This is a genomic window from Salinimicrobium oceani (genome assembly GCF_012037645.1).
In genome coordinates, this window is sequence record NZ_JAAVJR010000650.1 from 1 (window position 1) to 445 (window position 445).

Below are 445 nucleotides of genomic sequence, written 5' to 3' on the forward strand. Positions count from 1 at the left end.
TTACTCCCGATGCTAAAATGTTGCGCTCAAAGATCTCAGCGTAACCTGCAAGAGAAGTAACCCCTTCCTGGATACGGGCACCACCGCTGTCGTTGATTCCAATGAGCGGGGCTCCGGCTTTCATGGCCATATCCATGATCTTACAGATTTTTTGGGCGAAGGTTTCAGAAAGAGAACCTCCAAAAACCGTGAAATCCTGGGAGAAAACATAAACCACCCGACCATCTATAGTCCCATGACCTGTAACCACTCCGTCCCCCAGCACCTTATTCTTTTCCATATGGAAATTGGTACACCTGTGTGTGACAAACATGTCGAATTCCTGAAAGCTGCCTTCATCCAGAAGGATATCTATCCTTTCACGTGCCGTTAATTTTCCTTTTTCATGCTGGGCGTCAATACGTTTTTGACCGCCTCCCGAACGGGCTATTTCCCGTTTCTGAAT

General features: G+C 47.2%; 1 protein-coding gene. It reads right to left on the reverse strand.

The genetic code is table 11. The annotated features are described in order from the left end of the window. On the reverse strand, window positions 1-445 hold a 445-nt coding region (locus tag HC175_RS18710; protein ID WP_438865964.1), incomplete at its 3' end, for a carboxyl transferase domain-containing protein.